The 26,867-nt window shown below is 71.6% G+C and carries 25 protein-coding genes; 8 read left to right on the top strand and 17 right to left on the bottom strand.

Annotation, left to right across the window (positions count from 1 at the left end; translation table 11 throughout):
• Nucleotides 1–12 precede the first annotated feature (12 nt).
• Nucleotides 13–1,101 carry a transcription termination factor NusA gene (gene nusA, locus AC1DS4_RS17605; RefSeq protein WP_477632647.1) on the bottom strand — a complete coding sequence of 363 codons (1,089 nt, stop codon included), beginning with the start codon at nucleotides 1,099–1,101 and terminating at the stop codon, nucleotides 13–15.
• A gap of 1 nt (nucleotide 1,102) precedes the next feature.
• Nucleotides 1,103–1,642: a ribosome maturation factor RimP gene (gene rimP, locus AC1DS4_RS17600; RefSeq protein ID WP_477632648.1), complete on the bottom strand. Its 540-nt coding sequence runs from the start codon at nucleotides 1,640–1,642 to the stop codon at nucleotides 1,103–1,105.
• Nucleotides 1,643–1,743: 101 nt separating this feature from the next.
• Here rimP and AC1DS4_RS17595 point away from each other — a divergent pair, with 101 nt between their 5' ends.
• Nucleotides 1,744–2,766, top strand: coding sequence for a DUF4439 domain-containing protein (locus AC1DS4_RS17595; protein WP_477632649.1), 1,023 nt, complete (start codon nucleotides 1,744–1,746; stop codon nucleotides 2,764–2,766).
• Nucleotides 2,763–3,707, top strand: coding sequence for an aminoglycoside phosphotransferase family protein (locus tag AC1DS4_RS17590; RefSeq protein WP_477632650.1), 945 nt, complete (start codon nucleotides 2,763–2,765; stop codon nucleotides 3,705–3,707). The genes AC1DS4_RS17595 and AC1DS4_RS17590 overlap by 4 nt, the downstream gene beginning before the upstream one ends.
• Before the next feature lie 15 nt (nucleotides 3,708–3,722).
• Here the strand turns inward: AC1DS4_RS17590 and AC1DS4_RS17585 are convergent, their stop codons facing one another.
• A complete protein-coding gene (locus AC1DS4_RS17585; protein ID WP_477632651.1) occupies nucleotides 3,723–4,436 on the bottom strand; it encodes a response regulator in 714 nt (237 codons plus the stop codon).
• Nucleotides 4,429–6,045, bottom strand: a complete 1,617-nt coding sequence (locus AC1DS4_RS17580; protein WP_477632652.1) for a sensor histidine kinase — start codon at nucleotides 6,043–6,045, stop codon at nucleotides 4,429–4,431. The genes AC1DS4_RS17585 and AC1DS4_RS17580 overlap by 8 nt, the downstream gene beginning before the upstream one ends.
• A 109-nt stretch (nucleotides 6,046–6,154) precedes the next feature.
• On the opposite strand from AC1DS4_RS17580, the gene AC1DS4_RS17575 reads away from it, so the two are divergent.
• The gene (locus AC1DS4_RS17575; RefSeq protein ID WP_477632653.1) at nucleotides 6,155–7,573 is read left to right on the top strand and encodes a cation:dicarboxylate symporter family transporter; all 1,419 of its coding nucleotides are present in this window, start codon (nucleotides 6,155–6,157) and stop codon (nucleotides 7,571–7,573) included.
• Nucleotides 7,574–7,637: 64 nt separating this feature from the next.
• Here AC1DS4_RS17575 and AC1DS4_RS17570 read toward each other — a convergent pair whose 3' ends face one another.
• Genes AC1DS4_RS17570 through AC1DS4_RS17550 form a run of 5 tightly spaced genes read right to left on the bottom strand, consistent with a single transcriptional unit; the run spans nucleotide 7,638 to nucleotide 12,978 of the window.
• Nucleotides 7,638–9,050, bottom strand: a complete 1,413-nt coding sequence (locus tag AC1DS4_RS17570; RefSeq protein ID WP_477632766.1) for a WS/DGAT/MGAT family O-acyltransferase — start codon at nucleotides 9,048–9,050, stop codon at nucleotides 7,638–7,640.
• Between the two features lie 19 nt (nucleotides 9,051–9,069).
• Nucleotides 9,070–11,235, bottom strand: a complete 2,166-nt coding sequence (locus AC1DS4_RS17565) for a molybdopterin-dependent oxidoreductase (RefSeq protein ID WP_477632654.1) — start codon at nucleotides 11,233–11,235, stop codon at nucleotides 9,070–9,072.
• The gene (locus AC1DS4_RS17560; RefSeq protein WP_477632655.1) at nucleotides 11,232–12,194 is read right to left on the bottom strand and encodes an alpha/beta fold hydrolase; all 963 of its coding nucleotides are present in this window, start codon (nucleotides 12,192–12,194) and stop codon (nucleotides 11,232–11,234) included. Before AC1DS4_RS17560 ends, AC1DS4_RS17565 begins: the two co-directional genes overlap by 4 nt.
• A 23-nt stretch (nucleotides 12,195–12,217) precedes the next feature.
• The gene (locus AC1DS4_RS17555; RefSeq protein ID WP_477623416.1) at nucleotides 12,218–12,571 is read right to left on the bottom strand and encodes an Hpt domain-containing protein; all 354 of its coding nucleotides are present in this window, start codon (nucleotides 12,569–12,571) and stop codon (nucleotides 12,218–12,220) included.
• Entirely contained in the window at nucleotides 12,571–12,978 is a 408-nt protein-coding gene (locus tag AC1DS4_RS17550; protein ID WP_477646085.1) for a response regulator, read from the bottom strand. Before AC1DS4_RS17550 ends, AC1DS4_RS17555 begins: the two co-directional genes overlap by 1 nt.
• Before the next feature lie 189 nt (nucleotides 12,979–13,167).
• Here AC1DS4_RS17550 and AC1DS4_RS17545 point away from each other — a divergent pair, with 189 nt between their 5' ends.
• From AC1DS4_RS17545 to AC1DS4_RS17525, 5 genes are all read left to right on the top strand, one after another.
• Nucleotides 13,168–13,584: a response regulator gene (locus AC1DS4_RS17545; protein ID WP_477632657.1), complete on the top strand. Its 417-nt coding sequence runs from the start codon at nucleotides 13,168–13,170 to the stop codon at nucleotides 13,582–13,584.
• Complete coding sequence (locus AC1DS4_RS17540) at nucleotides 13,581–16,187, top strand: hybrid sensor histidine kinase/response regulator (protein WP_477632658.1); 2,607 nt, start codon at nucleotides 13,581–13,583, stop codon at nucleotides 16,185–16,187. The genes AC1DS4_RS17545 and AC1DS4_RS17540 overlap by 4 nt, the downstream gene beginning before the upstream one ends.
• A 170-nt stretch (nucleotides 16,188–16,357) precedes the next feature.
• Nucleotides 16,358–17,203 (top strand): ice-binding family protein, encoded by an 846-nt coding sequence (locus tag AC1DS4_RS17535; protein WP_477623412.1) that lies wholly within the window; start codon nucleotides 16,358–16,360, stop codon nucleotides 17,201–17,203.
• A 5-nt stretch (nucleotides 17,204–17,208) separates the two neighbouring features.
• Complete coding sequence (locus tag AC1DS4_RS17530; protein WP_477615409.1) at nucleotides 17,209–17,979, top strand: L,D-transpeptidase; 771 nt, start codon at nucleotides 17,209–17,211, stop codon at nucleotides 17,977–17,979.
• Nucleotides 17,980–18,071: 92 nt separating this feature from the next.
• On the top strand, nucleotides 18,072–20,048 hold the full coding sequence (locus AC1DS4_RS17525; protein ID WP_477623410.1) for a thioredoxin domain-containing protein: 1,977 nt from the start codon (nucleotides 18,072–18,074) through the stop codon (nucleotides 20,046–20,048).
• Here AC1DS4_RS17525 and AC1DS4_RS17520 read toward each other — a convergent pair.
• From AC1DS4_RS17520 to AC1DS4_RS17485, 8 genes are all read right to left on the bottom strand, one after another.
• Nucleotides 20,026–20,646 (bottom strand): histone deacetylase, encoded by a 621-nt coding sequence (locus tag AC1DS4_RS17520; protein ID WP_477623409.1) that lies wholly within the window; start codon nucleotides 20,644–20,646, stop codon nucleotides 20,026–20,028. The two genes, AC1DS4_RS17525 and AC1DS4_RS17520, sit on opposite strands and share 23 nt — an antisense overlap.
• A gap of 48 nt (nucleotides 20,647–20,694) precedes the next feature.
• Entirely contained in the window at nucleotides 20,695–21,483 is a 789-nt protein-coding gene (locus tag AC1DS4_RS17515; RefSeq protein ID WP_477623408.1) for an FAD:protein FMN transferase, read from the bottom strand.
• A complete protein-coding gene (locus tag AC1DS4_RS17510; protein ID WP_477623407.1) occupies nucleotides 21,480–21,980 on the bottom strand; it encodes an FMN-binding protein in 501 nt (166 codons plus the stop codon). Before AC1DS4_RS17510 ends, AC1DS4_RS17515 begins: the two co-directional genes overlap by 4 nt.
• An 8-nt stretch (nucleotides 21,981–21,988) precedes the next feature.
• Complete coding sequence (locus AC1DS4_RS17505) at nucleotides 21,989–23,449, bottom strand: ferredoxin reductase family protein (RefSeq protein ID WP_477632659.1); 1,461 nt, start codon at nucleotides 23,447–23,449, stop codon at nucleotides 21,989–21,991.
• A 79-nt stretch (nucleotides 23,450–23,528) separates the two neighbouring features.
• The gene (locus AC1DS4_RS17500) at nucleotides 23,529–24,251 is read right to left on the bottom strand and encodes a nucleoside/nucleotide kinase family protein (protein ID WP_477632660.1); all 723 of its coding nucleotides are present in this window, start codon (nucleotides 24,249–24,251) and stop codon (nucleotides 23,529–23,531) included.
• 6 nt (nucleotides 24,252–24,257) lie between these two features.
• On the bottom strand, nucleotides 24,258–25,040 hold the full coding sequence (locus tag AC1DS4_RS17495; RefSeq protein WP_477632661.1) for a TSUP family transporter: 783 nt from the start codon (nucleotides 25,038–25,040) through the stop codon (nucleotides 24,258–24,260).
• Nucleotides 25,041–25,802, bottom strand: a complete 762-nt coding sequence (locus AC1DS4_RS17490; protein WP_477623403.1) for an HAD family hydrolase — start codon at nucleotides 25,800–25,802, stop codon at nucleotides 25,041–25,043. It lies immediately after the preceding gene.
• Nucleotides 25,802–26,867, bottom strand: a 1,066-nt coding sequence (locus tag AC1DS4_RS17485) for a His/Gly/Thr/Pro-type tRNA ligase C-terminal domain-containing protein (RefSeq protein ID WP_477646084.1), incomplete at its 5' end; no start/stop codon positions are given. The genes AC1DS4_RS17490 and AC1DS4_RS17485, both read right to left, overlap by 1 nt.

The following is a 26,867-nucleotide window of genomic DNA, read 5'->3' as shown; positions in this document are numbered from 1 at the left end:
CCAGTCTAGCCCCTACTGCCGATCGGACGCGTCATCCGCACCTGCGGAGGACGCCGCGACGGGGGCGGTGTCGGGGCGGATGTCGATGCGCCAACCGGTCAGCTTGGCGGCCAGGCGGGCGTTCTGGCCCTCCTTGCCGATGGCCAGCGACAGCTGGTAGTCGGGGACGATCACGCGCGCCGAACGCAGCGTCGGGTCCACGATCTGCACCGACTGGACCCGCGACGGCGAGAGGGCCGCGGCCACGAACGTGCGGGCGTCCTCGGAGTAGTCGACGATGTCGATCTTCTCCCCGTGGAGCTCGGTCATGACGGCCCGGACGCGGGCGCCCATCGGGCCGATGCAGGCGCCCTTGGCGTTGAGCCCCGCGACCTTGGAGTGCACCGCGATCTTGGTGCGGTGGCCGGCCTCACGCGCCAGGGCGGCGATCTCGACGGAGCCGTCGGCGATCTCGGGCACCTCGAGGGCGAAGAGCTTGCGGACCAGGTTGGGGTGGGTGCGGGACAGGCCGATCTGGGGACCCTTGGGCCCGCGCCGCACGGACACGACGAAGCAGCGCAGCCGCTCCCCGTGGACGTACTTCTCCCCCGGCACCTGCTCGGCCAGGGGCAGGATGCCCTCGACCGTGCCGAAGTCGACGGTCACGACCCGGGGGTCCGGGCTCTGCTGGATGATGCCGGCGACGACGTCGCCCTCGCGACCCTTGAAGTCGCCCATGATCGCGTCGTCCTCGAGGTCGCGCAGGCGCTGCACGATGACCTGCCGCGCGGTGGACGCGGCGATCCGGCCGAACCCGGTCGGGGTGTCGTCGAACTCCGGGCCGTACTCACGGACCGGGCGCTCGACCGGCGCCGGCGGAGCGTCGGAGTCGGTGTCCCCGTCCGGCTCGGCGGCCTGGGGCTCGGGCTGCTCGAGCTCCTCCTTGGCCCAGACGATGACGTGTCCGGTCTTGCGGTCGAGCTCGACCCGCGCCGAGCGATAGGCACCGTCGGTGCGGTGGTAGGCCACGAGGAGGGCCTGCTCTATCGCGGGGATGAGGATGTCGAGGGAGATGTCGCGCTCGCGCTCCAGCGCCCTCAGTGCAGCCAGGTCGATGTCCATGTCAGTGCTCCTCAGAATCGTCGTCGTCGTCGTCGCTGGCTGCCCTCGAGAACTCCACCTGCACCACAGCCTTGGACACGTCGGCATACGCCACGTCCACGGACTGTGCCGGCACCTGCTTGACCGCAGGGACCTCGAGGGTCACACCCGTCTCACCCGCAGCGGTGATGCGGCCGGTCACGGCCGGGCCCTCCAGCGGGGTGATGGTGACCAGCCGGGAGACGTTGCGCCGGAAGTGGCGAGACTCGGTCAGCGGCCGGTCGATGCCCGGCGACCCGACCTCGAGCGTGTAGGGCTGCTCGCCCATCGCGCCGGTCTCGTCGAGGGCATCGCTCACGGCTCGGGTGGCGTCGGCCACCTCGTCGAGGGTGAGGGGCGGCGTCGTGGTCGTCGTGTCACCCGTCGCGTCGAGGATGCGGTCGATCCAGAGGCGGACCAGACGACGCTTGCCTGCGGGGGTCACGGCGACGTCCTCGACCAGCAGGCCGAGGTCGCGCAAGGGGCCCTCGACGGCGGGACGAATCTGTTCCTTGACGCTCACTGACTCGTCCTCTCTGAAGTTTGTGTGGCCGTGCACCGCCACTCTATCTGCGCCGTGAGTGGGCCGCATGCCCGCACCTGCGGGCATGTCATGATCGGCCCATGCCCCAGGACGACGCCGGTATGCCGCCGTGCCCCACCCGGCGCCGCGTGCTCACCCTGGGGCTCGGCGCCATGGCGGCAGCCTCGCTCGCGGCCTGCGGCATCAGGCTCGAGGACGACGCGCCGAGCGTGCCGCTCATCCCCACTCGGGCACCCATCCCGAGCGAGGCGTTCCTGCTGGCCCTGTGGCGGCACAGCGACGACCTCGCCGCGCGGGCCACCTCCGTGGCCGGTCCGGCGACCGGAGTGCCCGCACGGTTGGCCGCCCTGCACCGCAGCCAGGTGTCGGTGCTCGAGGCGGAGCTGCTGAGGCTCGGGGTCCCGCGCAAGGTGCTGGACACCGCCGCCGCCGGCCCGTCGGCCTCGTCAACCGCGACGGCCACGGCGTCCGGCACCTCGGGAAGCCCCACCGGCTCGGCGAGCACGAGCACCGCCCCTGCGGTCCCGGGTCCCAGGGGTCTGGGCGCCGAGGAGGCCAGCGACCTGGGCCCGACGGCGATCGCCTCGCTGGCGAAGGTGCCCTCGCAGGCCATCCCCCTGGTCGGAAGCGTGCTCGCCCAGCGGGCCGCCGCGGCGACCCTGTTGGGCGCGCCTGCGACGTGGCCCGAGACCAGCTGGTCGGCCCCCTCCCTGGCAGCCTCGTACCTCGAGAGCACCCGCGCCGCCGTGTACGCCTTCGAGGTCGTGGCCGCCCAGTCCCCGAGTGGGGCCCAGCACTCCCTGGCGCTGGCCACCCTCTCCGCCCTGGAGTCGCGCGCGCAGGACCAGGAGTCCCTCGCCGGGGCCTCCGCCGGGCCGCCCGCCCTGGGCTATCCGCTGCCCTTCCCCGTGACGACGACCGCGACCGCGCGCAGGCTGGCCGGGCAGGTGCTCACCCAGCTGCGGGCGTCCGTCGCCAGGGACCTGGGGTCCACCGGAGGCGACCTCGGTCCCCTCGGTGCGCTCGTCCAGTGGCTCGCCGACACCGAGGTCCTGGCATCGCAGTGGGGGGTCCGGCTGTCGGCCTTCCCGGGCCTCACGTGACGCGTCCGGAGGACGTAGCACCGCTGGTCCCCGAGCAGTTCCGTGCCTCCGTCCACCGCTTCTCCGAGCAGGACGGTGCGGTGGGCGGCCCCTCGGGTGCCGACTGGTCCGCCCGGCTGCCGCGGCTGCTCGCGGAGGTCCTCGACGACTGGGGCCTGGAACCGCTGGGCGTCGGTGCGACCGGATGGACAGCCGTCGTCGTGCCGGTCCGTCGCGACGGCGAACGGCTGGCCCTGAAGCTGGTGTGGCCCCACGTGGAGTCGCGCGACGAGCCGCTCGTGCTGCGGCACTGGGACGGCCGCGGCGCCGTGCGGCTGGTGGCGGCAGACCCGGGCAGGAGCGCCCTCTTGCTGGAAGCCCTCGACCCCGACCGCGACCTGCGCTCCGTGGACGTCGACCAGGCCTGCCAGACCGTCGGGGAGCTGCTCCGCCAGCTGCACGTTCCGGCGCCGGCGGGGCTTCGGCGCCTGTCGACCTTCGCCCGCGAGCAGCTGTCGCGGCTGGAGTCCGCAGAGGGAGCCCTCCCCCGTCGCATGCTGGAGCGGACTGCGTCGCTGGTCCGCGACCTCACCGCGGACCCGGGGTGCGACGCGACCCTGGTGCACACCGACCTGCACTACGAGAACGTGCTGGGGAGCCTGCCCGAGTCGGGTCGCCCGGACTGGCTGGCCATCGACCCGCACGCCATGGCCGGACACCCCGGCTTCGAGATCCAGCCCCTGCTGCGCAACCGCACCGACGAGCTCGGCAACGGATCGGCCTTCCGCTACCTGGTCCGGCGGCGGCTCGAGATCTGTTGCGAGGCAGCCGGGATCGACGAGGACCAGGCCCTCGCGTGGACCTATGTCCACACGGCGATCGAGGCAGGTTGGGCGGCCGGGGACGGCGACCGCGACGCGGTGTCCTTCAACGTCGCCCTGCTCAAGGCCCTCGACGGCTGACCGCGCTCAGCGCGCTCACAGCCAGCGGTACTCCACCTCGGGACGCCCGGCTCCGGCATACCTCTGGGTGCGCACGGCGAGACGGTTGTCGCAGAGGTGCTCGGCATAGCGGCGAGCGGTCACGCGACTGACCCCGACGGCCTCGGCGAGCTCGGTCGCGGACAGTCCCTGTCCGGTGTCCCGCAGCGCGCGGGTGACGCGCGCCAGCAGGTCCTCGCTCATCCCCTTCGGCAGCGCAGTGGGGCTGCTGGTGCGCACCCCGGCGAAGACCTCGTCGACCTCCGCCTGGGTGGACAGGTGCTGGGTGTGGCCGAGCTGGGTCCGATAGGCGCGGTAGGCCTCGAGGCGGTCGCGCAGGGTCGCGAAGACGAACGGTTTGAGGAGGTACTGCACGACGCCCAGGGACACCGCCGCGCGCACCACGTCGAGGTCGCGGGCGGAGGTCACCGCGATGACGTCGGCCTGGTGTCCCCCGGCGCGCATCGCCCGGATGACGTCGAGACCGTGCCGGTCGGGCAGGTTCATGTCGAGCAGCACGACGTCGACCGGCGTGGACTGCAGGGCGCGCAGCGCCTCGTGACTCGTGGCGGCCGTGGCCGCGACGACGAAGCCGGGCACCCGCCCCACGTAGGCCGCATGCGCCTCCAGGGCGACCGGCTCGTCCTCGACGACGAGGACCGTGAGGACAGCGGGCCGGGCTGGGTCGGCGGGCAGGTCGTCGTCAGGCACGGGTCTTCGCCTCCAGCGGCAGGCGCACCGTGAACCGGGCCCCCGGCGGCCCCGACACCTCCAGCACCCCGTCGAGGCGCGCCACAGACTGCGCCACGAGGGCCAGCCCGATCCCGCGGCGACCCGCTCCCCCCTGCTCCTTGGTGGAGAACCCGCGGCGGAACGCCTGGTCGACGGCGTCCGGCGGCAGCCCCGGCCCGGAGTCCGCGACGCTGAGCACGACCCGGCCGGCCTCGATCCGCGAGCTCACCTCGACCTGGCGTTCACCGGACCCCGAGGTGACGGCGTCGAAGGCGTTGTCGATGAGGTTGCCCACGATGGTCACCACGTCGCGCACGGGTGCGACGTCCTGTGGCCAGACCGCCTCGTCCGAGATCCGGAAGTCGATGCCGCGCTCCGCAGCCTGCGCTGCCTTGCCCAGCAGCAGCGCGGTCAGGGCAGGTTCACCCACCGACCCGACCACGCTGTCGGTGAGTCGCTGCGAGACCTGCAGCTCGTCGGTGGCGAAGGCCAGCGCGCGCTCGGGGTGGCCGAGCTCGATGAGCGACACGATGGCGTGCAGCCGGTTCGCCGACTCGTGGGCCTGCGAGCGCAGCGCCTCGGTGAGCCCGCGGGCCGAGTCGAGCTCGCCGGTGAGGTGCTCGAGGTCGGTGCGATCGCGCACCGTGGCGACGAACCCCAGTGCGCGGCCGTCCCACTGGGCGCGCGCCTTGTTGAGGACCAGCACCCTGGCCGAGGTGACGTGCAGCTCGTCCTCCCGCGGCTCGCCGTCGGTCAGCGCGGCCAGGAGCGGAGCGGACAGCCCCAGCTCGGCGACGGGGCGGCCACGTGCGTCGTCGGGCAACCCCAGCAGCCGGACCGCCTCGTCATTGGCGAGCCGGAGTCGTCCGTCGAGGTCGGTCAGCAGGAGTCCCTCGGTCACGGCGTGCAGCACCGCGTCGTAGTACTCGACCATCTCCCGCAGCTGCCGCTCGCCAAGGCCGTGGGTCTGGCGACGGATCCGGCGGCTGACGAGCGCGGTGCCGAAGCCGGACAGCAGGGCTGCTGCCAGTCCGGCGAGCAGCAGAGCCGGGAGCTGGCCGCGCAGCCGCTCGCTCACGGCTGCCTTGCGGATGCCGACCGCCACCAGCCCGACGACCGCCCCGTCGTCGGCCCGGACGGGCACCACGACCCGGCGGGACGGGCCGAGCGTCCCGGTGTAGTCCTCGACGACGGCGCCTCCAGCGCGGGCCGCCGCGATGTGACCGAGGAACTGGCCACCGATCTGCCGGGGGTCGGGATGGGTGTAGCGGATGCCGGTCGGGCTCATGATGACGACGAAGTCGGTGCGCGTCTCCCGACGCACGTCCTCGGCAAATGCCTGCAGCCCGGCTCCCGGCGCACCGGTACGGACACCCGCGACGACGGATGGCGTGCTGGCAACCGTCTCGGCGACGGCGGTCGCCCGTGCGGTCGCCTCCTGCGTGCCGGCCCGCTGCGCCTGCGCGTAGGCCGCGAGGGTTCCCACGCCGACCACGAGCAGCGCGACGAGCACCTGCAGCGCGAAGGTCTGCGCCGCCACGCTCCACCGCGCCGGTGCGGTGAGCCACCGAGGTGCGCTCACCGGCATACCGGGAACTCAATGAACACAAACGTGACCCTAGTCACTCGTGGAGCCACCCTCGTCCTTGTTCACCGCTCCCGGGCCGCGCCCGGGACCCGATCCCCTGGAGACCACCGTGAGCACCAGCGCCGACAGCGTCGTCGAACGCCCCGTACCGAAGCGGGACCGCACGCACTACCTCTACATCGCCGTCATCGTGGCGATGGTCCTCGGCATCATCGTCGGGTTCGTCAACCCCGAGTTCGGGATCAAGCTCAAGTGGCTGGGCACCGGCTTCGTGAGCCTCATCAAGATGATGATCACCCCGGTCATCTTCTGCACGATCGTGCTGGGCATCGGCTCCGTCCGCAGGGCCAGCCAGGTCGGCAAGGTCGGCGGTCTGGCGCTGGCCTACTTCGTCACGATGTCGACGTTCGCCCTCGCGATCGGCCTGCTGGTCGGCAACATCGTCAAGCCCGGCGCCGGCCTTCACCTCACGGACACGCTGGCCGCCGCCGGCCAGAAGCAGGTGGGTGAGGCCCACACGACGACCACCGACTTCATCCTCGGCCTCATCCCCGACACCGTCGTCTCGTCGCTGACGTCGGGCTCGGTGCTCCAGGCCCTGCTGGTGGCACTGCTGGTGGGCTTCGCGCTGCAGAAGATGGGCCGCGCGGGAGAGCCGATCCTGGTCGGCATCAAGCACCTCGAGCGCCTCGTCTTCCGCCTGATGGCGATGATCATGTATGTCGCGCCGATCGGTGCGTTCGGAGCGATGGCCGCCGTGGTCGGCGCCACCGGCGTCGACGCGCTCAAGAGCCTGGCCCAGGTGATGGTCGCGTTCTACATCACGTGCGCGCTATTCGTGTTCGTCGTCCTGGGGACGCTGCTCAAGCTGGCGACCGGGGTCAACGTCTTCGCCCTGCTGCGCTACCTCGCCCGCGAGTTCCTCCTGATCCTCTCGACGTCCTCGTCGGAGTCGGCCCTGCCGCGCCTCATCGCCAAGATGGAGCACGCGGGGGTGTCCCGGCCGGTCGTCGGGATCACGGTGCCGACGGGCTACTCCTTCAACCTCGACGGAACCGCGATCTACCTCACGATGGCGTCGCTGTTCATCGCCGACGCCATGGACAAGCCGTTCTCCATCGGTCAGCAGGTCTCGTTGCTGGTGTTCATGATCATCGCCTCCAAGGGTGCTGCCGGCGTGACCGGGGCGGGTCTGGCCACGCTGGCCGGCGGCCTCCAGTCGCACCGCCCCGACCTGGTCGACGGCGTCGGATTCATCGTCGGCATCGACCGGATGATGAGCGAGGCGCGGGCGCTGACCAACTTCGCCGGCAACTCGATCGCGACGGTGCTGATCGGGCACTGGGTCGGCGAGCTGGACCGACCTCGGCTCGACGCGGTGCTCGCCGGCGACCTGCCGTTCGACGAGTCGACGCTGATCGACGACCACGAGCCCGATGGGCAGGCCGACGCCGTCCCCGACGCCCACTCCGGTGCGAACTCCGGCACCCAGTCCGACCCACGGATGGCGGGCACTCCCGGCCACTGATGCTGGAGGTGCCGGGTCCTGCAGCCGCAGGCACCCGGCACCGCTGGCCACGGGTGGTCGACGGTCAGGCCGGCTGGTCGGTCCCGTTGCCGGACACGGCGACAGCCACGAGCTCGTTGAAGCCGGCGCGGATGCCGTCGGCGATGACCTCGACGTCCGGGAAGCTGTCGAAGTCGGCCGTGATCCCGAAGCTGAAGGTGTCGAGGTAGGAGAAGATCCCGGTGGCCACCCGTACGCCGGCGAAGACCGGCACGTAGGGGTGCGACCCGATGAGCCGGTGGCCCAGGAGGTAGAGCGGGATCCGCGGACCCGGGACGTTGGTCGTGCCGGTCTGGGTGAGCTTGTTGGGCATCCGCGACATCGACCGTGCGCCGAGGGCGAGCAGGGTCGGGGCGGCGTAGTCGGCCAGCCCGACGATGGCCGCTGCGTCCACCGCGCCCATCCCCCGCTTGTTGCGGTCCATCTGCTCACGGATCAGGGTCAGCCGCCTGCGCGGGTCCTCCTCCCCGACCGGCAGGTCGACGACGACGCTGGTGACCTGGTTGTTGACCTGGCCGCGTCCTGACGCCTGGCGGGTCGACACCGGCACGAGCGAACGCACCACCATGTCGGGGACCAGCTCACCCCTGCCGACCAGGAGGTCGCGATGGCCGCGGGTGACTGCCGCGAGGATGACGTCGTTGACGGTGCCGCCGAGTGCGGTGCGAATGGTCTTGACCTCGGCCATCGTGGCCTCGGTCCAGACCCAGCGGCGGTTGGGGCCGAGGGGGCCGTTCATGCTCACGGGAGTGAGCTGCCCACGACCGGGAATCAGTTGCGCGATCTGTTGCGGGACAAGCTCTTTGGCCGCGACGCCGACACCGGCGAGCGCCAGGGGCACCTTGCCCAGGTCGGAGATGCTGGGCACCCCGAGAGCCTGCAGGGGTTCGGTCACGAAGTCCCGCAAGGACCCCGCCGTGAGGGCGAGCAGGGACGGAGACGGCGAGGGCGACCAGTCCGACGGCTCCCGACGCTGCGGCTCCGGCTCGACGTCGAAGATGACCTGCATGAGGTCGGTGCTGCCCTCGCCGTCGATCATGCAGTGGTGCGCCTTGGAGATGAGCGCCCACCGGTCGTCCGCGAGGCCCTCGACCAGCCACGCCTCCCACACCGGCTTGGTCATGTCGAGGCGCTGGGCGAACACGCGGCCAGCGAGGTTGCGCAGCTGCTCCGGTCCGCCGGGCTTCGGCAGCGACGTGTGTCGCACGTGGTAGAGCAGCTGGAAGTGCGGGTCGTCGACCCAGACCGGGCGACCGAGCTGGAACGGCACGGTCTTGATGACCTGCCGGTAGCGCGGGACCAGGTCCATCTTGGCGGCGAGAAGTCGGACGAGGTCGCCGTAGGCGGGCGCGGGACCCTCCAGGACGGAGACCCCGCCCACGTGCATCGGGGTGTTCTCGCCCTCCATGTAGTAGAACATCGCGTCCATCGCGCTCATCCGGTCCACGACGGGCTCCTCAGGCTGGGGTGAGGCTGATCGGGATGCCGTTGAGGGCGGCCGTTCCCGTGAGGGCGTCGACGAACAGGTCGTCGGCGAGGACGTTGCTGTTGACGCCGGCGTGCGACGCCGCGACCGCGGTACGGGCGCCTGGACTGGAGTGCCCCCAGCCGTGCGGGATGCTGACGACGCCCGGCCGCACCGTGTCGGTGACCTCCACCGGCACGGTGATCGACCCGGCCCGCGAGCGGACGACCGCGTCACCGCCGTCGCGCAGCCCGATCCGCGCCGCGTCCTCGGGGTGGACGTGGGCGGTGCAGGTGTTGGCCCCCCGCACCAGTGGGGCCAGGTTGTGCATCCACGAGTTGTTGGAGCTGAGCTGACGCCGCCCGATGAGGACCATGCCGCCGGTCGGAGCCGTCTCCAGCACGGCGACCAGCCGTGGCACGTCGTCGGTGATGGCCGTCGGTGTCAGCTCGATGGTGCGGCTGGCGGTGCGCAACACCTCAGGGATGCGAGGTGCGAGAGGTCCGAGGTCGCGTCCGTGCGGTGCGGCTTCGAGGTCAGCGAGGGTCAGGTCGTAGGGGCCGCCGCGAAGCATGAGGTCGAGCAGCCGCGCAGGTCCCCGCCGCGGCTCGCTCACGGCCGGGTCGAGCTGGTAGCGGGCCGCTGTCTGCGCGGCCAGGAGGTCGTCGAGCCGCTCGACGTCGGTCTTGGGCCCCTGTCCGGCCGCGATTCCAGCCAGACGCAGGAGGGTCTGCCACTCCTGGGGCAGGTCGGTCTCGATGGCGGCCAGACTCCAGTTCGCCATGTTGCGCACGGACAGCTGGGTGAAGGTCAGGTCGAAGTGGTCGCGGGCGAGCGGGGACGGCCCCGGCAGGATGACGTCGGCGTGCTCACTCGTCTCGTTGAGGTAGACGTCCAGCGACACCATGAGGTCGAGGGTCTGCACCGCCGCACGGAGCCGGTCGGCGTTGGGGGTGCTGAGGCAGGGGTTGCCTCCGACGACCACCAGGGCACGCACCTGCCCCCACCCCGGCGTGAGGATCTCCTCCGCCAGGGTCGCGACGGGCAGCTCCCCCATCACCTCCGGGAGGCCCCGCACCCGACTGCTCCAGCGCCCGTGTCGCCACACCTTGCTCGGCGTATCGCCTTTCGCCGCAACGCTGTTCGTCTGTCCGGCCGGGGCGAGCGGGAACATCGCGCCGCCCGGTCGGTCGAGGTTGCCGGTGATGACGTTGAGCACGTCGACGAGCCAGCTGGCGAGGGTGCCGAACGCCTGCGTCGTCGTCCCGATCCGGCCGTAGACGGCTGCAGCCTCCGCAGCTGCGAGCTCCCGGGCCATCCGCTCGATCTCAGGGGCCGCGATGCCGGTGTGCTCGGCTACCGCGTCCGGCGTGAACGGGGCGGCGAGCCCCGTCAGTGCATCGAGCCCGGTCACGTGGTCGGCGAGGTGGCGCAGGTCGGCAAGGCCCTCACGCAGGATGACGTTGACCAACCCGAAGAGCAGGAGGGCGTCGGCGCCCGGCCTGATGGCGTGGTGCTCGTCAGCCAGCTCGGCGGTGCGGGTCCGTCGCGGGTCGACGACGACGACCTTGCCGCCACGGTCGCGGATCGCCTTCAGCCGTCCGCGGGCATCCGGCACGGTCATCAGCGACCCGTTGGAGACCAAGGGGTTGGCGCCGAGCAGCAGCAGGTGCCGCGTGCGGTCGAGGTCCGGCACCGGGATGGTCATGGGGTCGCCGAACAGGTAGCCGGACGAGTAGTGCTTCGGCAGCTGGTCGACGCTGCCGGCGGTGTAGATGTTGTGGGTGCCGACTGCGCGGTAGAACGCTCGGCCGTAGAGCGTCACCCCGAGGTTGTGCGAGGAGGGATTGCCCAGGTAGAACGCGACCGCGTCAGGGCCGTGCTCGGCGATGATCGGCACCAGCCGTCGGTCGATCTCCTCGAACGCCTCGTCCCAGCTCACGTCGTGCCACTGCCCGTCACGTTTCACGAGGGGACCGCGCAACCGGTCGGGATCCTCGTGGAGCGCCTTGAGCGAAGCGCCCTTGGGACAGATGAAACCGTGCGAGAAGGCGTCGTCCGCGTCGCCGCGCACCGACGTGACCGTCTCACCGTCGAGCGTCACGGCCAGGCCACAGGTGGCCTCGCACAACGGACAGGTCAGGTATGCCGTGGTCATGGGCTCGGGGCGAAGCCGTGGTCTCCCAGCCAGGTCACCATCCGGTCCCTGACTGCGTCGGGCACCTCGAGCTGAGGGGTGTGCCCGACTCCGGGGAGGAACATCGTCTCCCAGGACGGGTTCGCGGCAGCGACGGCTCGCGCGGCCGCGACGGGGACCAGCCGGTCCAGCTCGCCGTGCACCAGCAGGACGGGCCTGTCGATGCTGCGCATCACCGACCGGTACCGGCGCGGGTTCGCCAGCACCCTCATCAGAGACCGCGCGGCGCCGAGGAAGGCCGCCTCCTGGCCCGGCACACCCCGGCGATGTGCCGCGAGGACGACACCGGCGTCGACGACGTCCGGGTTGGCGCGACTCGGATCGGCGAAGCACAGGTTGACGACGCTCTGGACCCGTTGCCGGTCGCTGGTCCGCCGGGTCAGCAACTCCAGGTAACGCTCACCGACGAACGGTGTGGCGTAGACCAGGAAGGTGGCGCTGACCGCGAGGTCCGGGCGTTGCCGTGGCACCGGGATGGACGGGTCGATGAGCACGAGCCCTTCGACCAGCTCGGGGTGGGCCGCCGCCGTCAGCAGTGCGACCATCCCACCCATCGAGTTGCCGACGAGAACCGCGGGACGCCCCACGACCTCCCTGACGAACCGCGCCAGGAGGTCTGCGTTCGCGTGCACCGAGGTGGACCGGTGGGTCCCCGGCGTGAGTCCGAAACCCGCCTGGTCCACGGCATACACGTGGTGCCTCTGAGCCAGCGGTGGCGCGACCCCGACCCAGTTGAGGTGCGATCCGCCGAGGCCGTGCACCATGACGATCGGCACTCCCGCAGTGGCGTCGTCCGACTCGTCCGGCCCGCCGTAGTCCACCCAGTGCACCGGCCCGCCGAGGTCGGTGACCCACCCGGTCCCGCCCCAGGGCTCGGCTAGCTGAAGGCTCGCGGGCCGCGATGCCGTCTCTGTTGTCACCTGTTGCTCACCCTCAGAGGATCTCAACCAGAAGTCGGGATCGCCAGTGCCTCGCGCAACCGTTCGACCACGTCCAGCCTCCGTTGGGCCCGGACCTGTCCGTCCTCGGCGTCATCCGCCTCGTCCAGCAGGGACTCCAGGGCGCGACCGAGCTGGCTCGCCTCACCGAACCCGAAGGTGCCTGCCGAACCCACCAGGGAGTGTGCGGCCCGGCGCGCGGTCAGCCGCGCGTCGTCGGCCGGGCCCCCGTCACCGAGGCGGTGAAGGGCGTCCGCGATGACCTCCACCCGCGCGAGGTTCGTGAGCCTGGCGCGGTCACGAAAGGATGCCATCGCCGGCAGCGCTGTCTCCGGATCGATGGGCTGGTCGGGGGGCATCAGGACCAGCCGAGAATCGTGGACAGCTCAGCCGGGAGCAGCATCGGATCGAACGGCTTGCGCAACACCCCGTTCACTGGCAGGGCCGCCAGGGCGGCGCGCTCGGCGGCCAGGACACTGGCCGTGAGCAGCACGATGGGTGTGCCGGCCGTGGCGGGATCAGCCCGCAGGGCCACCACCGCCGTGGGACCGTCCATGCGCGGCATCATCACGTCCATGACGATCGCGTCCGGCTGTTCGCTGCGAGCGCGGTCCAACGCCTCCTTGCCGTCGGCTGCGGTGATGACGATCCAGCCGCCGACCACCTCCAGGCTCATCTGCGCCACCTCGAGGATGAGCTCGTCGTCGTCGACGACCAGCACTCGGCGGGCAACGCCTTCCTGAGAACCGTGCGCGGCCCCGTTCACCTGCAGGGCTGCTGGGATGGGAGTGGTTTTGCGGCCATTTGGCCAGTGTGCAGCACCTTCACACCCTGCGCACACTCGACCGGCTGGCGCACACACTGCGCGTTGGCCGCGAACCGGTGCCGCAGGGTCAGATAGAGGGCACACTGTGCGCATGAGGACAAAAGCACCAGCGAGCGACCAGCGCACTCGATGAGCGACGCCGGGGGTGGTGCCGCGGGACCGACAGGGGTGGGGGCCCGACGGGTTCTCGTCGTCGACGACGACGAGCTCATCCTCGAGGTGGCCCAGATGTGCCTGGAAGCGGTGGGAGGCTGGCACGTGACCACGGCCAGCAGCGGCCAGGAGGGGCTGGACCGGGCGGTCTCGGAACGACCCGATGCCATCGTCATGGACGTGATGATGCCCGGCATGGACGGCCCCACGACTGCTGTGGCGTTGCGCGAGAACCCGGTGACAGCCGGCATACCCATCGTCCTGCTCACGGCGAAGGCCCAGGGAAAGGGGCAGCCCGACCTGTCCGCACTGCCGGTGGTCGGCGTCCTGAGCAAGCCGTTCGACCCGATGCTCCTTCCGGGCACCTTGGCCTCGATGCTGGGCTGGTCGTGACGACCGCCACCGCAGACGCGCAGCGAGGTCCCGCATGGGTGCGCCGGCTGAGGTCGGGCGACCCGCTCGGCGGCCTGCCGCTGGGCCGCGCCCTGCTCGTGGCGGCGGTGGTCGCGATCATCCTCCCGCTGCTCGTGGTCACCACTGCCCTGACCGGCTTTGCGGCTGTTGAGCGCGCCCACGCCAAGGCCACCGACCTGCTCACGGCCCAGCAGTACCAGCAGGATGCCAACCTGATGTACGCCACCCTCCACGGCGACGTGCTCGAGTCGCTCGAGGCCTTCGGGGGCAACAACGAGACCGGCGCCGAGCTCGCTGCCCGCACCCGGACCCACGTCGCCCGGCTCGAGAACGACCTGCGCAGGCTGGCCGCGTCGACACTGGACAGCACGCTCGCCCCGGACGTCCGCGCCCTGGACACGAGGCTGAGGGCCTACGGCGCCGAGGCGGTCCGGCTGACCGATCTGGCCACCACGTCACCGAGCCGGGCTCGTGAGGAGCACGCGGCCTTCGACGACGCCTTCGACGAGCTGGGGGGGCCACAGTCGACGTTGACGGCCGCCTTGGCCCGTGAGGCCGGCACGGCGAACACGGCAGCCGACCGTCGGCAGGAGACGGCGATCCGCTGGACGGCCATCGTCGCGGCCGCGACCTTGGGCGCGATGTTGCTGCTTGCCTTCGCGCTGTACCGCCTGGGGGTCCGGAACGAGGCGCTCTTGCGCCGCGTGGAGGAGAACGCCGAACAGCTGGCCTTCAGCAACGACGAGCTCCAGGACGCCCAACAGCTCGCTCACATCGGCAGCTGGCAGTGGGACCTCGCGAGCGGTCAGACCCAGTGGAGCGCCGAGTTCTACCGCATCCTCGGCATCCACCCGGACACCGAGGGCGATCACGCCGACCTGTTCAGCGCCCGCGTCCACCCTGAGGATGCCGCCGACGTCGTCCGGGCCCAGGAGGAAGCAGCCACCGCGCAGCGTGATATCCACTCGGAGTACCGCATCGTGCGCCCCGACGGCGCCGTCCGCGACGTCCGGGCCATGGGGCGGGCGGTGCGCGACGACTCCGGCACCATCGTTCGCCTGGTCGGCACGGTGCAGGACGTCACCGAGCAGCGCGTGGTCCAGCGGATGAAGGACGAGTTCGTCGGCGTCATCAGCCACGAGCTGCGCACTCCCCTGACGTCCATCCGCGGCGCGCTCGGCCTGATGGCCGGCGGCGCCGTGGGAACCCTGCCGCCCAAGGCGCAGCGGATGGCCGATGTCGCGCTGAACAGCTGCCAGCGCCTGGTCCGCCTGGTCAACGACATCCTCGACGTGGAGAAGCTGTCCGCCGGAAAGCTCGAGCTCGACCTGGAGCTGCTGTCCGTGGACGAGCTGGTCGCTGCGGCCCTCGAGGAGATGCGTGCGATGGCGCAGCAGGCGGGGGTGACGCTCAGCGCGAACCACAGCGACGCCTTCGTGCTCGCCGACCCGGACAGGATCGCCCAGACGCTGGCGAACCTGCTCAGCAACGCGGTGAAGTTCTCCCCCGACGGTGGGGTGGTGACGGTCCACGCCGGGCCGGCGTCGCCCGAGGCCGGTGGTGACGACATGGTCCTGTTCACCGTGACCGACCAGGGCCCCGGGATCCCCGCCGACAAGCTCGAGACCATCTTCGACCGGTTCGCCCAGGTGGACGCCTCGGACACCCGCGCCAAGACCGGCACCGGTCTCGGCCTCCCCATCTGCCGTGGCATCGTCGAACAGCACGGCGGCCGGATCTGGGCGACCAGCACACCGGGGTCGGGCAGCACCCTGACGTTCATCCTGCCGGCCGCCCCGGCTCGGGTGGAAGACGAGCAGGCGGGACCCAGGCCGGTGGGCGCTGTCCTGATCTGCGACGACGACCCGGACATCGTGGAAGTCCTCGCCGCCATGCTCGAAGCCCACGGCTACTCCACCCTGACCGCCCGCACCGGCCAACAGGCCCTGGAGCTTGCCACCGGCCAGGCACCCAGCCTGATCCTGATGGACCTGCGCATGCCGGGGATGTCGGGCTGGGAGACCATCGCCGCCCTCGGCGCGAACCCGGCAACCGCGCACATCCCGGTCGTCATCCTCAGCGCGCTGGCCCCGGACGACTACGCCGTCCCCACCGCATCCGCCTGGCTGACCAAACCCGTCGACCAGGGCGCCCTGATGAGCTCCTTACGCAAGGCGCTGGGCACCGACGCCACCACCAGCGTCCTCGTCATCGAGGACGACGAGGACCTGGGCGAGGTCCTCAAGGGCTTCTTCACCGACCACGGGGTACACGCCCGCGTGGCCCACACCGGGATGCAGGCCCTGGCCATGAGCCGTGAGGTGGCACCTGACCTGCTCGTCCTCGACCTGGGGCTGCCTGACATCGACGGGTATGCCGTCGTCAGCGCCTTGCGCCGCGACGAACGGCTGCGGTCCCTGCCGATGGTCGTCTACACCGGCAGGGAGCTCGACGAGACCGACCGGCGCCGGCTGCGCCTGGGCGAGACCCGGTTCGTGACCAAGGCGGGAGAGTCTCCGGAGGACTTCGAGCGACAGGTCATCGGACTCCTGCGGACCATCACGTCCCCCACCCCAGCCTGAATCCCCGACAGCGGAGCCATCCCACGAGTCGTGGCAGGCCAACGCCCCTTTGACAAACCGTAGAAAGGGGGCGACCCTCAACACGAGCAACAGCGGGGAAGATTCGCGCGGGCAGCGCCCCCAACTGGTTCGGCCGTCCGCAGCATTTCCTTTCTGTTAGGGCGCCCACCGTGGCCACACGTCGCATCTCCATCCCTTCTGCAGCCTCCCTTCCCACTCACCGCAGCCGCCGGCTTCTGACCGTCGCCTGCGGGCTGGCCATCGCACTCGTGGTCGGCTTCGTGGGGACGCGACCCGCGGAAGCGGCCACCGCTCCCGTCGGGCTGGGCACTGCGGCCAGCTTCGCGGTGCTGGCCGGATCGACCATCACCAACACCGGAGCGTCCCGCATCAGTGGAAGCGCTGGCGTCAGTCCAGGCTCCGCAGTAGTGGGCTTTCCTCCCGGTCTGGTGTTCAACGGGACGATCCACCGCGCCGACGCGGTGGCGCGGCGGGCCAAGTCCGATCTCACCACCGCCTACAACGATGCCGCTGGGCGGAGTACCACGGCGACCGTACTTCCGGAGCTTGGCGGCAGGACACTGGTTCCCGGCGTGTACAGCGGGACCACGCTCGAAGTGACCGGCGCGCTCACCCTGAACGCCCAGGGCAACCCGAACGCCGTCTTCGTCTTCAAGTCGGCCAGCACCTTGGTGACCGCTTCCGGGAGCCGCATCCGGCTGATCAACGGCGCCAGCCCGTGCAACGTCTACTTCCAGGTGGGCAGCTCGACCACGCTGGGGTCGAACTCGGTCTTCGTCGGCACCGTGATGGCCCAGGCCTCGATCACGGCAGTCACCGGCGCCACCATTGCCGGTCGACTCCTGGCCCGCACCGGCGCGGTGACGCTGGACCGCAACACCATCACGCGGCCGGGCTGCGGGACTGCCGCTGCATCCACCCCGTCGGGCGCCGGCACACCGGGAGTTGCAGGGGCTGCGGTCCCAGTGCGCTCAGGAGCCCGTTTCACCGGGTAGAGGTCATGCCCCGGCGACGCCTGCCCCAGCTCTTCGTGATCGCCTTGGCGGCGACCGTGCTGGCAGGCTGCAACCCCACGGCCCCGACCGCAGGCCCCGCGCCCGCCACCGCTACAGGGTCGGTCACCGCCACCCGTGCACCCGCGGCAGTCACGACGGCGCCGGGGACCGGCGACTCACCGTCGGCCACCTCAGCCCTCTCGGCCACCGCCGTGGGGCACTCACTACCCGTGTACGCAAAGCCGGACGGCCCGGTGACCCACACCCTGTCGAACCCCCAAGCCAACGGGGCGCCCCGGACGCTGCTGGTCATGAAGCGCGAGGGAGCCTGGCTGCAGGTGTCCCTGCCCGTCAGGCCGAACGGCACCACCGGCTGGGTGCGGAGCACCGACGTGTCGACCGCGCGGGTCCTGTACCGCATCGCTGTCTCCACCACCGCTCACCGGCTGCGGCTCTACAAGTCCGGGCGACTGGTCGCCACCTTCCGCGCGGCGACCGGCACCGGGGGCACCCCCACCCCGCTGGGCACGTTCTTCCTGGCCGAGCTCCTGGCCCCGACCAACGCCGGCTACGGCCCGTACGCCTACGGCCTGTCCGCCTTCTCGGACGTCCTCACAAGCTTTGGCGGTGGTCCGGGCCAGATCGGACTCCACGGCACCAGTGACACCTCCAGCATCGGCCGCTCCAGCAGCCACGGCTGCATCCGGCTCAGCAACAAGGACATCACCACCCTCGCCAAGCTCCTGCCCCTGGGCACCCCCGTCACCATCGCCTGAGCAGGCTCAGCACCCACAGCGCCACCAGCACCCGCTGCACCGGCTCCACCCGCATTCGCCCTCCCCGAGGCCTCTGAGGGAGAGTGGGACCCATGCCGAACCGTCTGGCCGACTCGACCTCCCCCTACCTGTTGCAGCACCAGGACAACCCCGTCGACTGGCAGGAATGGGGTCCGCAGGCGTTCGCCGAGGCGCGCGAGCGAGACGTCCCCGTCCTCCTCTCGGTGGGGTATGCCGCGTGCCACTGGTGTCACGTGATGGCTCACGAGTCGTTCGAGGACCAGGACGTGGCAGGGGTGCTCAACGCGGATTTCGTCGCGGTGAAGGTGGATCGCGAGGAACGACCCGATATCGACGCGGTGTACATGGCGGCCACCACGGCCCTGACGGGACACGGCGGCTGGCCGATGACGTGTGTCCTCACGCCGGACGGCGACCCCTTCTTCGCCGGCACCTACTTCCCCAAGGGTCAGTTCCTCCAGCTCCTCGCGGGGGTCACCGACGCCTGGACCACCCAGCGCGACCGCGTCCTCGAGAGCGGCGCCCACATCGCTTCGCGGCTCCGCGAGCTGTCGGCCCCGGTCACTGGACAGGTGCTGGACGAGGGCGCACTCGAAGCGGCTGCGGTGCAGCTGCGTGGCCAGTTCGACCACGGCGCAGCGGGATTCGGCGGTGCGCCGAAGTTCCCGCCGTCGATGGTGCTCGAGTTCCTGCTGCGCCACCACGCCCGAACCGGGTCCGAGGACGCCCTCGCGATGGCGGCGAGCACCTGCGAGGCGATGGCACGCGGCGGCATCTACGACCAGCTCGCGGGCGGGTTCGCGCGCTACTCCGTCGACGCGCGCTGGGTGGTTCCCCACTTCGAGAAGATGCTCTACGACAACGCCCAGCTGCTCCGGGTCTACACCCACCTGCACCGGATCACCGAGGACCCGTTGGCTCGCCGCGTCGCCCTGGAGACTGCCGAGTTCCTGCTCCGAGACCTGCGCACCGACGAGTGCGGTTTCGCCTCGGCGCTGGACGCGGACACCGACGGCGTCGAGGGCCTGACCTACGCGTGGACACCGGCCCAGCTGGCCGAGGTCCTCGGTGACGACGACGGCGCTCGGGCGGCCACCCTGCTCACCGTGACCACCGGCGGCACGTTCGAGCACGGATCGTCCACCCTCCAGCTGCCGGCCGACCCTGACGACGGGGCCTGGTGGGCCGACGCGCGACGCCGGCTGTTCGAGGCACGCCAGGCACGCCCGCAGCCCGGCCGCGACGACAAGATCGTCACCTCGTGGAACGGTCTGGCCATCGCCGGGCTCGCCGACGCGGGTGCCGTCCTCGGCAGGCCCGACCTCGTCGAGGCCGCCGCGGCGTGCGCTGAGTTCGTCGTCGCGACCCACGTCGTCGACGGCCGCCTGCGCCGGACGTCGAGGGCTGGCACGGTCGGAACCGCCGCCGGTGTGGCCGACGACTACGGCAACCTGGCGGAGGGGCTGCTCGCGCTGCACCAGGCCACCGGCGACGCGAAATGGCTTGCGACCGCACGAGATCTGCTCACCACGGCGGTCGAGCACTTCGCCGCTGACGACGGCGGGTTCCACGACACCAGTGATGACGCCGAGGCGCTGTTCACCCGCCCGCGCAGCGCCGCCGACAACGCCGAACCATCAGGCCAGTCGGCGCTGGCCGGCGCCCTCCTCACCTGCTCGGCCCTGACCGGGGACACAGCGATGAGAGACCGGGCAGAGGCAGGGCTCTCAGCAGCAGGGCAGCTGGCCTTGCGCGACCCGCGCTTCGCAGGCTGGACGCTTTCGGTGGCCGAGGCGTCGGTCACCGGCCCCTTGCAGGTTGCCGTCGTCGGCACGGGCGCCGATGCCGACGCCCTGGCCGGAGTCGCGCGCCGCTCGGCCTCACCCGGACTGGTCGTGGTGCAGGGCGAGCCCGATGCCCCGGGGCACCCGCTCCTCGCCCAGCGGCCCCTCGTCGGTGGTGGCGCCGCGGCATATGTGTGCCGTGGTTTCGTGTGCGACGCCCCGGTGACGGACGTCGCGGCGCTCACCGCGGCGCTGGCTCGCTGACGAGCTCGGTCAGCCGGGCCGCATCCCAGTCGGGCTGCATGCCCGGGCGCCCGAGCAGGTAGTCCGTGAGCTCGTCGTCCGACAGGTCGTGGGCCTCGCGGACGCCTGCGGCGAGCGTTCGCAGGTAGGCGGGTGTCGGTGAGTTGGGTTGCACCGCAGTCGGATCCGGCGTCGTGAAGGTGAGGACCGGCGTCCCCTCGAGCTCGCCGACCAGGTGGAGGGCTTCGTAACGACCCGGCCCCACCTCGTGCCGCGCGTGCTCGAGCACGTGCGAGAGATCGAGGTCTGCGCCCGGCGCCCGATGCATCTCCTGGGCAGCGACGTCGGCGAACTGCTGCTCGGTCACGAGGTAGGCGCGCGCCAGCGTCGTGCCCGCCGTGTCGGCGTCGTAGAAGGCGATCCCGCCACCCCACGTCGGCGAATCCCACCCGAAGACCAGCTCGCCCGGCAACGTCAGCGCGCGGTCGTCCTGGGGAGGACTCTGGTCGCGGGCGCCCGGGTAGGTGCGGCTCGCGCCCTCAGGCCGACCGCCGCCCAGGTAGCACTGGAAGCGGTCGCGGGAGAGGTTGCTGCCATAGCTCGCGTACCAGACCTGCACACCTCCACCATGCCACGCCGAGGCCGGTGCCACCCCACCACCGCTCATTCAGAGCAACAGCGACCGGTATGCCGGGTCGGCGCCTTCCAGCGCACGTTCCCCCGCCAACGGGTCCACAAAGAGGGCCGTCGCCCAGACGTCCGCCCACAGGAGGCTGGGGCCCCAGACCGTCGCCGAACCGGGGCGGGTGATGGCCGCGCCGCTCCGCGGGTCGACGACGTGCGCTCCCCTGGCGGCTGCGCCGGACGTCGCCAACCCGCCACTGCGCAGGGGGATCGTCGCCGCGACGGCGGAGGGCTCGCGAGGGTCCTCGACACCGACGCGCCAGGTGCTCGGCGGGGCCGCACGACCGGCGCCGGCGAACAGGTCGCCGCCCGCGTTCAGGCACCACGAGATCCCGGGCACGTGCCGCAGGTGCATCGCCGCCCGCTCGACGGCCCACCCCTTGACCAGCCCCGTCGGGTCGTAGGAGGTCCCGCTGGTGGCAGCGCTGTCGTGGGAGGTGCTGTCGTGGGAGGAGCTGGCGTAGGAGGCGCTGAACAGCCCAGCCGTGCGCCACTGCGCCTCGGCACAGAGTTGCTCGACCTCGGCCAGCCACGGATGCGCCTGCGCCGCGGGGAGCTCGCCTCGCCTCACCCGCATCAGGTCGCTGTCCTCGCGCCAGGTGCTGAAGACCGAGTCGACCCTGCGCAGCACGGCAAAGGCCTGCTCGACGGCGGTGACGACCCCGGGGTCGTCCAGGGCACCCCGCGCCTCTCCTCGGAGGTGGATCGAGACCGGCATCCCCATGACCTGCTCGACGAACGCCCTGCGCGGGGTCGCCGTCACGGCAGTCACAGGTGGGCCTGGTCGATCGCGGACTGCAGCGACGACAGGTAGCCCTCGGAGGTCACGGTCGCGCCGGACACCATGTCGATGTCGGCACTCTGCTGCTGCACCGCCTCCTGGCTGAGGACCGGCAGCGCGGCGGAGTTGATCTGGACGTCCTCGTGGTTCCCGTTGGGGTACACGATCGCCTCGGAGGCGGTGATCTTGCCGTCCTGCACGGTGATCCGGACCTGCACGGGCCCCCATCGCGTCTGCACCGTGTCTCCGTCGTAGGTCTTGGCGGCGGAGGTGCTCGAGCCCGAGGTCGTCCCCGAGTCCGTGGTCCCCGAGTCCGTCGTTCCGGAGCCCGTGGTCCCCGAGTCCGTCGTGCCCGAGGCAGCGGCCGGCGCCTGGACCGAGGTCCCGGCGGCCAGCGTCGTCCCCGAGCCGGCGGTGGAGGTGTGGTAGCTGAACAGCAGCACCAACGTGGTCAGGGTGGACAGGGCCCACAGGGTGATTCTTCGCATGGGTCCTCCTAGTACTCGAACCGCTCGAGGTGGATGTTGGTGGCCGGGACCCCGCAGTCGAGCGCCGCCCGGCGGGCGGCGTCCATCCAGGCAGGCGCCCCGCACAGGAAGACGTCACGTTCGGCGACGTCCGGCACGAGCTGGGCCAGGGCGGCCGCGTCGGTCAGGTGCGCGGCGGCCGCAGGCAGCCAGGTGTCACGCCCGGGCACACGGTGTCCCTCGACGGTGACGTAGCGGGCGCCGCGGTCGGTCGCGATCCGGAACAGCTCTTCGCCGAGCACGAACTGGTCTCGCGTGCTGGCCCGGTGGATGACGACGACGTCGCCAGGGTCCTGGTCGAGTCCCTCGAGCAGGGCCCGGATGGGGGTGATGCCGATTCCCGCGCCCATGAGGAGCACCTTGCGGCGAGTGCGGACCCCGGGGTGGAGCCGGCCGTACGGCCCCTCGACGAGCACCCGTGTGCCCGGCCGCAGGGTGGCCAGCCGCTCGGTGCCGTCCCCCACGTGGGCAGCGGTGACGCGCAGGTGTCGCCCGTCCGGAGCCGCCGACAGGGAGTAGGGGTTGGCCCGGGTCCAGCCGGGCCCGTCGACGAAGCGCCACTGGAAGAACTGCCCTGCCGCGGGTCGCATCCGCGCCACGCCGGGCCCACCGACGACGACCGTGGTCATCCCCGGCGCCTCGGCGTGCACGGCGACGACGCGCAGCGGCGCCCGCAGTGAGCGGAACAGGGGCAGCCCCACCCGGAAGACGAGCACGGTCGCGGCGCACACGGCATACAGGCCCCACCAGAAGACGGTCGACGCCGTCGGGGCCAGGAACTCCTGACCGGTCCACAGCTGGTGCGGCAGCGCCAGCCCGGCGCCGAGGTAGCCGTAGAGGTGGATGAGGTGCCAGGACTCGTACCGCAGTCGCCGTCGTGCCTTGCGCACCGAGGTGACGACGACCAGGCAGAGGGCGACCGTGCCGGCCACCGCCAGCAGCATCCCGGGGTAGTTGACGACGAAGTCGACGATGGTGCCCCACAACCCCACGGGAGAGGCGGCGGCATACCCGAGCGTGATGAGGACGATGTGCGCCCACACCAGGTTGAAGGACGTGAACCCGACGAGCCGGTGCGTGCGCGCGAGCTCGTCCTGGCCCCAGGCCTGTTCGAACCACGGCACCCGGGCCATCAGGAACACCTGGACCAGCAGCAGGGCCGAGGCGACCAGCCCGGTGAGGCGCCCGAGGCTGGTGAGCGCACCCGAAAGCGACCCGAGGTCCTGGATGCCACCGTGCTGGACCCACAGCGCGGTCACCCAGAGCTGCACCAGCCAGAAGGCGCTGACGGACGCATCGCGCCACCAGCGCGGCACGACCCGCACGGCGGGACGGCGGGCGTGGGCTCGACCGGCGTCAGCTCGGTATGCCGCGTGCGCGGGGTCGTGGGCGGAGGTCACCGCAGAGCGCGGCAGGTCGGTGGTGGTCACATCCAGCACTGTGGGTCGCGAGTCTGGGTGTTTGCTGTGCACCAGCCATGACCGGTGCGTGAGTCCAAGGGACCCCCTCTCAGGGTGCCGCAGGGCCTCGGACGATCCGGCCGTCGACCAGCACCAGGTCCGCGAAGTCCCGGCCTCCGGCGACGAGCCGGGCATTGGCCTCGTCGGACCGGTCGACCCAGGCCGTCGCGTCCTCGAGGGCCCTGCCGGTCTCCACGTGGCGGTCGATGAGGCGCTGGCGGCGCCGGTCGTCCGCCAGGGCGCAGAACCACGCCTCGTCGAGCAGCGCCCGCACCGGGCGCCACGCCGGGTCGTCGAGCAACAGGTAGTTGCCCTCGGAGACAACGAGGTCCGCGGCGGGGCCGACCTCGATGGCCTCGGCCTCGGGCTCCCCCACCGCGTGGTCGAAGGCGGGGGCCCGGACCACCACGCGCGGTGAGCCGCGAACGGCGGCGAGCAGCGCGGCATACGCCTCGACGTCGAAGGTGTCCGGCGCGCCCTTGCGGTTCAAGCGGCCCAGCCGTCCCAGCTCGGCACCGGGCAGGTGGAAGCCGTCCATCGGCACGTGGGCGACGCGGCCGGCCAGTCGCGGGTCGGCTGCCACGGCGTGCAGCAGCGCCGCGACCAGGGTGGTCTTGCCTGCGCCCGGTGGCCCCGCGATGCCCAGGACCCGTCGGCGTCCGCCGGCAGCCTCGGACACGAGGCCGGCGCACCGGTCCAGCAGCTCACTCAGCGCGGGCAGCGACGGCGCGCCGGCGACCTCCGGACCACCGGGTTCGCGGGAGGCGTCCATCCCCGGTCAGCTCCACCAGCCGAGCACCGAGCCGCCGATCCTGACGATGAAGGCCACGAGCACCACCACGAAGACCACGCGGACGAACCGACTCCCCCGCGCCACGGCCGTCCGCGCTCCGACGTAGCCGCCGGCGATGTTCGCCACGGCCATCACCGCCCCGATCTTCCACATGACGTGGCCACCGGGGACGAACACGGTCAGCGCCCCGAGGTTGGTGGCGAAGTTCGCGATCTTGGCCTTCGCGCTGGCCTCCAGGAAGGCGTAGCCCATCAGCCCGACGAGCGCGAAGACGAGGAACGAGCCGGTACCCGGACCGAGGGCACCGTCGTAGACCCCGATGACGAAGCCCGTGATCATCGCGATGACGGTGTGCCGGTGACCCGCGAAGCGCAGGGCGGTCTCGGCGCCGAGGGAGGGCTTGGCGATGGTGTAGGCGCCGACGACCACCAGCATCACGAGGATGATCGGGTTGAACGCACTCTTGGGGATGTGCAGGCCGAGCAAGGCACCCCCGACCGCGCCGAGGTAGGCGACGGCCGCCATCGGCAGCGCGGTGCGCAGGTCGGGACGGACCCTGCGCCAGTAGGTGATCGAGCTCGTCGTCGTGCCGAAGATCGAGGCGATCTTGTTGGTGGCGAGCAGCTGCGCGGGTGACGCCCCGGGGAAGCCGAGCAGCAGGGCGGGCAGCTGCACGAGGCCGCCCCCGCCGACGACCGCGTCGATCCAGCCCGCACCGAACCCCGCCAGGGCCATGAGGAGGACCGTGGTCAGGTCGACGTCCGGCACCTACTGCCCCAGCCAGCCGTCGACGATCGAGAGGATGTCGAGCAGCTCGTGGGCCTGGGCGTCGGGGGTCACGTCGACCGCTACCTGCTGGTTGACCGGGATGTCGCTGTGCGGGATCCAGATCGCGCGCATGCCGACCTGCTGCGGCCCGTGGACGTCCTCGAAGAGGCGGTCGCCGACGTAGACGGCGGCCTGCGGCGCGACGTCGACTGCCTCGCACGCCGCCAGGAACGCCTCCGGGTGCGGCTTCACGACGTGGATCTCCGAGGAGTACACGTCGCCGTCGAGCAGGTCGAGGACACCGTCACGCTGGAAGACCTCGCGGTGGTAGGCGCGGCTCCAGATGGTGTTGGACAGCACACCGACCTTGAGGCCGCGGTCGTGCAGCCCCTCCCAGAGCGGGCGCACCTGCGGGTCGGTGTGCGTGTGCGGCTCCCAGAACCTCCGGTATGCCGCGAGCGCCAGGAGGTGCCGGTCGTGGTCCGCGTCGACCCCGGCGTCCGCGAGGATCTCCTCGATGGAGGCGCTCTCATGGGTCTGGCGGCCGCGAGACCAGGCCTTCTCCTCGGCCTCGTGGATGCGGATGGCCAGCGAGTCGGCCTCGGCGAGCTCCTCGACGGGCATGCCCGGGTCATCGACCGGCAGTCCGTGCACCTCGCGGGCGAAGACGCGCCACTGCTGGGGCAGGTCGACGTCGTGCCAGGGCGTGAGCGTCCCGCCCCAGTCGAAGATCAGCGCTTCGATCGGCGCAGAGCCGCCCATCAGGACTCGGAGCCGCGGACCTCGCGGTCGCCGCGGACCTCTCGGACCACCTCGGCCACGACGTCCTGCACCGGGACCTCGCGACGGTCGCCGGTGGCGCGGTCCTTGATCTCGACGATGCCGTTCTCGAGCGACTTGCCCACCACCACGATCGTCGGGACCCCGATCAGCTCGGAGTCCTTGAACTTCACGCCGGGGCTGACCTTGTGGCGGTCGTCGTAGAGCACCGACAGGCCCTGGGCCTCGAGGGCGCGCGTGATCTCCTCGGACGTCGCGAAGACCTCGGGGTCGCGGGTCGCGTCCTTGCCGGTGGCGACGACGTGCACGTCGACGGGGCTGATCTCCCGGGGCCAGCGCAGGCCGAGCTCGTCGTGGTTGCCCTCGGCGACGCAGGCCACGGCACGCGAGACGCCGACGCCGTAGGAACCCATGACCACGGTCTGCAGCTTGCCGTTCTGGTCCAGCACCTTGAGGTCGAGCGCCTCGGCGTACTTGGTGCCGAGCTGGAAGATGTGTCCCATCTCGATGCCGCGGGCCGACTCCAGTCCGTGGCCACAGCTCGGGCACGCGTCGCCGGGGCGCACGTCAGCGGCCTCGATGGTGCCGTCAGCGGTGAAGTCGCGGCCGGCCACCAGGTCGATCACGTGCTTGCCGGCCTCGTTCGCACCCGTGACCCAGCGGGTGCCCTCGGAGACCCGCGGGTCGAGCACGTAGCGGATCTTCGAGGCAGACTCCGAGCCGAGCGCGCCGGGCCCGATGTAGCCCTTGACGAGCGCCGGGTTGGCGGCGAAGTCCTTCTCCTCGAAGGCCTCCACCTCGGCCGGGTCGACCTGGGCGCCGAGCCGCTTCTCGTCGATCTCGCGGTCGCCGGGCACGCCGATGGCCAGCGGCTCACGCGTGCCGTCGGGGTGGACCACCGTCACGATGACGTTCTTGAGCGTGTCGCCCGCAGCCCAGGGTCGGTCCTCGCGGGGGAAGTGCGCGTTGAGGTGGGCGACGAGCGCGTCGATGGTGGGGGTGTCCGGGGTGGACTCCGCGTGCGCAGCGGGCACGTCGGCATACGAG

The organism is Pedococcus sp. P3_C7, from assembly GCF_056402615.1.
This window is presented reverse-complemented; position numbering and strand designations above follow the sequence as displayed.

What these genes read in the sequence shown, in the direction of transcription:
- nusA (WP_477632647.1), bottom strand. Translation starts at nt 1,101, where the DNA reads ATGGACATCGACCTGGCTGCACTGAGGGCGCTGGAGCGCGAGCGCGAC.
- AC1DS4_RS17595 (WP_477632649.1), top strand. Translation starts at nt 1,744, where the DNA reads ATGCCCCAGGACGACGCCGGTATGCCGCCGTGCCCCACCCGGCGCCGC.
- AC1DS4_RS17580 (WP_477632652.1), bottom strand. Translation starts at nt 6,045, where the DNA reads ATGCCGGTGAGCGCACCTCGGTGGCTCACCGCACCGGCGCGGTGGAGC.
- AC1DS4_RS17570 (WP_477632766.1), bottom strand. Translation starts at nt 9,050, where the DNA reads ATGAGCGCGATGGACGCGATGTTCTACTACATGGAGGGCGAGAACACC.
- AC1DS4_RS17565 (WP_477632654.1), bottom strand. Translation starts at nt 11,235, where the DNA reads ATGACCACGGCATACCTGACCTGTCCGTTGTGCGAGGCCACCTGTGGC.
- AC1DS4_RS17555 (WP_477623416.1), bottom strand. Translation starts at nt 12,571, where the DNA reads ATGCCCCCCGACCAGCCCATCGATCCGGAGACAGCGCTGCCGGCGATG.
- AC1DS4_RS17545 (WP_477632657.1), top strand. Translation starts at nt 13,168, where the DNA reads ATGAGCGACGCCGGGGGTGGTGCCGCGGGACCGACAGGGGTGGGGGCC.
- AC1DS4_RS17530 (WP_477615409.1), top strand. Translation starts at nt 17,209, where the DNA reads ATGCCCCGGCGACGCCTGCCCCAGCTCTTCGTGATCGCCTTGGCGGCG.
- AC1DS4_RS17525 (WP_477623410.1), top strand. Translation starts at nt 18,072, where the DNA reads ATGCCGAACCGTCTGGCCGACTCGACCTCCCCCTACCTGTTGCAGCAC.
- AC1DS4_RS17510 (WP_477623407.1), bottom strand. Translation starts at nt 21,980, where the DNA reads ATGCGAAGAATCACCCTGTGGGCCCTGTCCACCCTGACCACGTTGGTG.
- AC1DS4_RS17500 (WP_477632660.1), bottom strand. Translation starts at nt 24,251, where the DNA reads ATGGACGCCTCCCGCGAACCCGGTGGTCCGGAGGTCGCCGGCGCGCCG.
- AC1DS4_RS17490 (WP_477623403.1), bottom strand. Translation starts at nt 25,802, where the DNA reads ATGGGCGGCTCTGCGCCGATCGAAGCGCTGATCTTCGACTGGGGCGGG.